The organism is Kineosporia sp. R_H_3, assembly GCF_002198675.1.
In the GTDB taxonomy this organism is placed as follows: Bacteria; Actinomycetota; Actinomycetes; order Actinomycetales; family Kineosporiaceae; genus R-H-3.
In genome coordinates, this window is record NZ_MWLL01000232.1 from 47007 (window position 1) to 53264 (window position 6258).

Annotated in this window: 6 protein-coding genes and 1 tRNA gene; 3 read left to right on the plus strand and 4 right to left on the minus strand. The window is 68.3% G+C overall.

Going from position 1 to position 6258, the window contains the following annotated elements:
* Positions 1-2: 2 nt before the first annotated feature.
* Positions 3-545, minus strand: a complete 543-nt coding sequence (locus ECOMGDLI_RS29485) for a YciI family protein (protein WP_088320400.1) — start codon at positions 543-545, stop codon at positions 3-5.
* A 418-nt stretch (positions 546-963) separates the two neighbouring features.
* Here ECOMGDLI_RS29485 and ECOMGDLI_RS29490 point away from each other — a divergent pair, with 418 nt between their 5' ends.
* Positions 964-1662, plus strand: coding sequence for a Type 1 glutamine amidotransferase-like domain-containing protein (locus ECOMGDLI_RS29490; RefSeq protein WP_158221206.1), 699 nt, complete (start codon positions 964-966; stop codon positions 1660-1662).
* 315 nt (positions 1663-1977) lie between these two features.
* On the opposite strand, the gene ECOMGDLI_RS29495 is transcribed toward ECOMGDLI_RS29490, so the two are convergent.
* Together ECOMGDLI_RS29495 and ECOMGDLI_RS29500 are read right to left on the minus strand one after the other, a co-directional pair.
* Positions 1978-2892: a nucleotidyl transferase AbiEii/AbiGii toxin family protein gene (locus tag ECOMGDLI_RS29495; protein ID WP_088320402.1), complete on the minus strand. Its 915-nt coding sequence runs from the start codon at positions 2890-2892 to the stop codon at positions 1978-1980.
* A complete protein-coding gene (locus ECOMGDLI_RS29500) occupies positions 2889-3473 on the minus strand; it encodes a type IV toxin-antitoxin system AbiEi family antitoxin (protein ID WP_088320403.1) in 585 nt (194 codons plus the stop codon). The genes ECOMGDLI_RS29495 and ECOMGDLI_RS29500 overlap by 4 nt, the downstream gene beginning before the upstream one ends.
* A 298-nt stretch (positions 3474-3771) precedes the next feature.
* Here ECOMGDLI_RS29500 and ECOMGDLI_RS29505 point away from each other — a divergent pair, with 298 nt between their 5' ends.
* A complete protein-coding gene (locus tag ECOMGDLI_RS29505) occupies positions 3772-4554 on the plus strand; it encodes an alpha/beta fold hydrolase (RefSeq protein WP_088320404.1) in 783 nt (260 codons plus the stop codon).
* A 176-nt stretch (positions 4555-4730) separates the two neighbouring features.
* Here ECOMGDLI_RS29505 and ECOMGDLI_RS35005 read toward each other — a convergent pair.
* Positions 4731-4857 (minus strand) — tRNA-OTHER (locus ECOMGDLI_RS35005).
* Positions 4858-5160: 303 nt separating this feature from the next.
* Between ECOMGDLI_RS35005 and ECOMGDLI_RS29510 the strand changes: the two genes are divergently transcribed.
* Complete coding sequence (locus ECOMGDLI_RS29510) at positions 5161-6006, plus strand: DinB family protein (RefSeq protein ID WP_088320405.1); 846 nt, start codon at positions 5161-5163, stop codon at positions 6004-6006.
* Positions 6007-6258: the final 252 nt, after the last annotated feature.

Genomic DNA, 6258 nt, shown 5'->3' on the forward strand with positions numbered 1-6258 from the left:
GCTCAACGCCGCCCGCCGAAGTCCCAGCGGTGGACCTCCACGGCTGCGTAGTGGCGCTCGGGAAGCACATCTCGGACGTCGCCCGCGACGGCCGGCTGGACGAGCGCCGCCGCACCCAGGACGTGGATGCCGTCATCCGACAGCAGCTCGCCGCAGACGATGGTCCCGGGACGGTACGGAGCCTCGACACGCTCGGTGGTCGGGGCAACGGTGAACCCGAGAACCAGGAACCGCTCCGAGTCGTCGGAGCCGACCGAGGGGTCGTACATCGTCCGGTCGGACAAGCTCTCCCAGCGACGGATCAGGACATCGCGGTACGCACCGGCTTGGTAGCAGGGCTCGTCGAAGGCGAACGCCCGCGCCGCCGCCGGGTCCGGCAGGGAGACGATGTGCACGCTCCCGGTCAGGGTCTCGTCCGTGAACGTCGGCCCGCGGGCGATCATGCGGTCCTGGAAGGCATCCATGTACGCCCAGTGGCTCTCCGACAGCTGCTGCCGCAGCGGTGTCGACCCGACGCGGTCCCGGTGGTAGCAGAAGACGTCCACGACACGATTGTCGTGCGTGCTCCGGTGGCCGTGGGGCGGCCGTGGGTGAGCCGGTCGGTGACGTGTCCGATCAGTGCGGTGACGGTGATGGTCCCGGCCCGGCGGACCTGCCCGGCCGCGCGGGAGACCCGGGCCTGGGCCCCGACCCGCTCACCGCGGGTGGACCGCTGCCGGCCTGCACCGGCGCCACCGCACATCCCGGCAACGGCCTGGCCACGGGTCGGCGAGGCGTGAGACCGAGGTGATCGGCGGCGCGTTGCACGCGGACCGTGGGTGCAACACACGTCCTGGGTCTTCGGGCACCGGCTGCGCTCGGCCGGCCAGGACGCCACCATGAACCCTCGCGCCGTCGCTGCCTCCCTCGTCCGGCGGCGAGGCCAGTTCGAGCGGCCGAGGTGGTGCCGTCATGATGTCCCGCATGCGCATGCTGCTCACGTCGAACGGGGTGCAGGACGGCCCTGTCCGGGACACCCTGCTCGACCTGCTGGACAAGCCCGTGTCGGCGAGCCGCACGGTCGTCGTGCTCGACGCGATCCTCCCGTTCCCTGGTGACAAGACACGACTCCTGCAGCACCTGGAGCAGTACCGAGCGATGGGCTGGGCGGAGTGCGATCTGCTGACGCTCTTCTCGGGGCCGGCCTCGCTGGTCGAGTCTCGGCTGCGGTCGGCGGACGTGATCTACGGGTACGGCGGCACGAACCACTGGCTCGCGCACGCGTGGCGGCAGTCGGGGCTCGCGCCGGTTCTGCGCGAGCTGCTCGACGAGAAGGTCTACGTCGGGGCCAGTGCGGGTTCGATGATCTTCTCGCGGGCGCACGCCGCCGCCGTCGACGCGCTCGACGACCAGGAGGAGGTCGACATGCTTCGGCTCGACACTGTCGGCCCGGCGCTGCCGCTGTTCGACTGGTTCCTCACGGCGCACCTCGGTGCTCCGTACTTCTCGCACACGACGGACGAGTGGGCGCAGCGCACCGCAGCCCGGCTCGGCAGCCCGCTGTGGTGCATCGACGACGGCTCCGCACTGCTCGTGCGTGATTCTGCCGTCGAACCTGAGGTCGTGTCGGACGGTCACTGGCTCCACTTCGACTCCGCCGGGAACCTCGTCGACTCGCGCTGACCGCCGCCGCGACCACGAAGGACTACCAACGCCGAGGCCTCTGGCCAGGCCCAAACGAACTGGTCCGAACCCCCGTAGGGTTCGGACCAGTTCCGATGTCTTGCGACATCACATCAATGGCCCCGTGGGGATCGAACCCACAACCCGCGGATCAAGAGGACTCTGACGAGCGTGTACTGGGGCCTCTGGGGGCCTCATCTGTGCGCCACGCAGTCACTTTGGTCATCTGCTGGCGCGTGGATCTCCGGCTGTTCGTGTCACATCGGTGTCACGACGTGTGTTGTGCAGCAACTGTCGTCGAGCTGATCCAGAGTTTCATGTGCTGGTCCCGTGCCACGCTCGGGCTGGGGCCGACCATACGCCGGCCGGTTCGTCGCTGAGGAGCGGGTCGGCGAAGGCGATCAAGTCGTCGAGCAGTTCGGCGAGGTCAGTCGGTAGGTCGAGGGCGTCGTCGTCGATGCGGGACAGGAAAGCCGTGTAGACGTCCGCGCGTAACGCGGCCAGGTCGCCGATCGCATCGGACAGCCGGCGTAGCTCGACGCCGCGGTGGCGGGCGGTGGCTGCCAGTGCGTTGCGGAGGTCGGCGGCGTCGAGGTCGTGGCGGCGGGTGAGGATCCAGATGTCGGCGTAGTCGCGGACCCGGGTGCTGGTGTCGCCCAGGTCGATCGCGGTGCAGACCTTCTCGGCGATGACGGTGGCCATCGGATAGCCCAGGATCCGCACGGGCGGGTGTTCCTCGCGAAGGGTCGGGTACTCGATGAGCTGCGGGCCGGGGGTGACGGGGTCGCCGAAGTTGATGTCGAGCTGGACCTTGACGGTGGCGGTCGCGATCGAGGCTTGCATGGTGACGCGGACGCCGGAGTAGAGGTTCTCCTCGCGGATCACACGTGCTCGCGCGGTCTGGGGGAGGAAGATGACGCCGTCGTCGTCCGCGGGCTCGGTGCCGGCGACCTCCCGGATCCGGGACAGTGCGGCGTCCTCGTCGTTCGGGAAGCCGGTGGCGAGCAGGTCGGCGTCAACGGTGGGGCGGCGGGCGTCGAAGGCGGCCAGGAGCATCCCGCCCTTAAGGACGAACGCGCTTGCGTGCGGGCTCGCCGCGAGACGGGCGAGGAAGCGTTCGAGGGCGTACAGGACGAGGAGCTCCTGGGTTGGGCGGCCTTGGCGACGGGCCCGGTTCTGCAGGTCCAGGTACGCCTGGCCGCCGGCATGGGCCCGGGTCGGCCGGCTCACGACGCCGCCAGCACATCGACGGCCGCCCTGACCGGACCGAGGATGTCCAAGGGGCGTGCGAGCTCGACGAGTGCCGCGGGGCGGCCGCCGCCAGCCAGATAGCGGCGCAGGGCGACCAGGGCCAGCGGTTCGCCGATGCTGCGTCGCAGTCGCATGAGATCGACGACCGTCCGGGCCGGGTTCGTGATCCGTACGGTCTCGCCCGGGGCGGCCTCGAACGCGTCCATGCCGAGGTCGAACGTCGCCGCAGCGAACTTGAAGACCTGGACCGGCGGGTGGGTGATCTGCGGGGGGCGGGTCCCCCGCGGGACGGCGATCTGTACCGCGCGCGGGATCTCGTCGGTCAGCTCGTGGACCTCGGCCGCGGACACCAGGCAGACCGCGGCCCGGGGTGCCCGACGTGACACCGCCAGCAGGTCCGGGTACGACGCCGTGGGGGCGTCCGCTCGGCGGAACACCCCTCGGGAGAGCTCCACCGTCAGACCGTCATCCCGCCATCGGTAGAGGTCTCGTGAATGGACGCCGGCAGCCAAGGCCTGCCCCGTGGTGAAGGTCGCAGGTAACGCACGTGGCAGGACCATGGATGAAAGTGTACCCAGTAGATCGACGGATGGGTACATATTCGATCGGGTGTACAAGCACCCCTTGAGCAGACGCCTGGCCTAGCTTTGCAGACCCAGTCGCCGTGCCTGCCCGAGCTCGGCGGCGGACTCGGCGGCGGGCTGCCTCGACGACAGTGAGCTCGGCCCACGCCAACCAACGAAGCCTGTCACGATCCACGTCCAGTGCCCGCTCATGCCGACGACAGCGCGTTGGATTGGGCGCGATCAGTGCCGTGTGCCTCAGTGTGGCCCATCCTGGTTGGGGTATCAGTCCGGTATGACGCTAAATCACGTGAGGCGGGGGAATGGCAGCCCGCTGTTGCTCGTGCATGGTCTGGGTGCCGGATGGCAATCGTGGTCCCCGATTCTTGATGGACTGGCCGAGCACCGTGAGGTGATCGCCGTCGACCTTCCGGGATTCGGCGAGACGCCGCCGTTGGCCGGCGACGTCTCGATCGCCACTTTGACCGACTCGGTCGTGGACTTCATCCGCGAACAGGACTTGGACGGGATCTCGACCGTCGGTCAGTCGATGGGCGGCCGGATGGTGCTCGAGCTTGCGCGGCGGGGTGTCGGCGGCGACACCGTGGCCTTGGACCCGGGCGGTTTCTGGAGCGACCGAGAGGTTGCTCTCTTCGGCGCCACACTGCGGCCGTCGATCGCGTTGGTCAAGGCGTTGCGGGGCATGTTGCCGGCGCTGCTCAGTAACCCGGCGGGAAGGACTCTGCTTCTGGCGCAGTTGTCGGCACGCCCCTGGGCGCTCTCGCGCGAGACCGTGCTGAACGACGTGCGCGGGCTGGCCGACTCCCCTTCGACCGACGCGGCCTTGATCGCCCTGATCAAGGGGCCCAAACAGCAGGGAGCCCCGGCCGGCAAGGTCCCCGGCCGGGTCACGATCGGGTGGGGTCGTCGCGACCTGGTGACCGTGCCAAGACAGGCCGCACGCGCGACGCAGCTCTTCCCGGACGCGGTACTGCACTGGTTCGAGGGATGCGGTCATTTCCCACAATGGGACGCACCGCACGAAGCGACTCGACTGATCCTCGACCACACCGATTGAGGCTCATCGCCCGGCCGACCAACGGCCGTCCCGTATCCGTCGTCGTCGGAGGATCGGGGACGCCGCTGGTCTGCGCCGGCAGTGACCTTCACCTGCTCAGAGACGTTCCAGAGAGTTCGTGGAAGTCCTGTCCGGGTGGGCCTGGTTGTCACGCAGTTAGTCACGCAGGACGTAAGCGGACCGGAGGGGATTTGAACCCCCGGCGGGGGCTGGCACACCGAGCCCCCGCGAGCCGTGGTCCCGCCGAGTGTGCTCGACGTGGGAGTGCACAGCTCTGCGATAACCAGCCTCTGCCACCGGTCCGTGAGCATCATGACTGCCCGCCTCGTCGCCGTGCATCCGATTACAAGCGCGGTAACCACCGTCGGCTGTGGCCTGGTGACAACCGTTGCGCCTATGTCAGAACCGGCCAGTAGGCGATCCGCGTCCTTCAGGGTCGGCGTCGGTCTCGGGCTGTCGCGCTGGTCCAGTGACATCGGCGTGACATCGAGCATTCGTCATCGCCCGGCTGTCTCATGGCCCGTTGTGCCAGCCGAACCTCCGGGCAGCCCAATGCTTGGATCTTGACTTGGTGGTCTTGTCGTACCGGGTCCCTACGCTGTGCCGATGACACGATTCGTGCAGCAGCCCGACTACGAGGGTGCGGAGTTCATCGACCTGTCCATGGCCAGCACGACCTTCCGCGAGGTGGATCTCAGCGGCGCCCGGATGCGTGGCGTGCTGCTGTTGGACGCCGACATCGACGGGGCGATCGACGGCCTGCGCGTCAACGGCGTGGAGGTCATGCCATTGATCGAGGCCGAGTTGGATCGCCTGCACCCCGAACGGCTTCGACTGCAGCCAACCACACCCGAGACGATGCGCGATGCGGTGGATGTCATCGAGGAGCTGTGGCAAGCGACGCTGCAACGCGCAAGCGTGCTGCCAGAGGAAGCCGTCCACAGATCAGTGAACGACGAATGGTCGCTCGCCCAAACCCTGCGCCACACGATCTTCGTCGTGGATGCCTGGTATGGCCACGCGGCGGCCCTTCGCCCGAAGCCGTTCCATCCGATCGGCGTACCCGCATCGTTCACCACCAACGGCGCCGAGTTCGGCATCGACGAGTCGGCCGCGCCCCCCTCGGCGAAATCCTGGCCGTGCGCGCCGAGCGGATCGCCGATCTGCGCGGATACCTGGCGCAGGTCGCGCAGGAGGAGCTGGACCGCGTGCGGGGGCCGAACACCGCGATCGGCTGCCCGCCGCTCGCCGAACGTACGGCGGTCAAGTGCCTGCAAGTCATCTTCAGCGACCAGTGGGCGCACGTGCAGTTCGCCGACCGTGACCTGGCCATCCTGGAACAGGAGTATGCGTGATGCTCCGGGAGGTCCGCTGCTACACCGTCCGCGTACTCGTTTGATGGGCAAGTGCAGAATTCGCGGTGGTGTTGATGTGGTCTCCTCGGCACCGTGAGGTCAACGGCCTTCCGCTCCCAAAACGGATCAGTGCTGTGGCGTCGTCACCGCCGGGCGCCTGACCGACCGGCAGACCGCCGACGTCCTGGAGGGGACGTTGATGTCCCGACCGGCGAATAGTGTCCCAATGATGTCCCGCAGGGCCGTTCAAGCTGCGCTCATGGGGACTCTCGGGTCTGTGACCGGGGGGTTTGTGGGCCTGTGGACCTTCGGTTGATGCTTGACGGATCTGTTTCGGTTGATCCTTGAC

What these genes read in the sequence shown, in the direction of transcription:
- ECOMGDLI_RS29490 (WP_158221206.1), top strand. Translation starts at nt 964, where the DNA reads ATGCGCATGCTGCTCACGTCGAACGGGGTGCAGGACGGCCCTGTCCGG.
- ECOMGDLI_RS29500 (WP_088320403.1), bottom strand. Translation starts at nt 3,473, where the DNA reads ATGGTCCTGCCACGTGCGTTACCTGCGACCTTCACCACGGGGCAGGCC.
- ECOMGDLI_RS29505 (WP_088320404.1), top strand. Translation starts at nt 3,772, where the DNA reads ATGACGCTAAATCACGTGAGGCGGGGGAATGGCAGCCCGCTGTTGCTC.
- ECOMGDLI_RS29510 (WP_088320405.1), top strand. Translation starts at nt 5,161, where the DNA reads ATGACACGATTCGTGCAGCAGCCCGACTACGAGGGTGCGGAGTTCATC.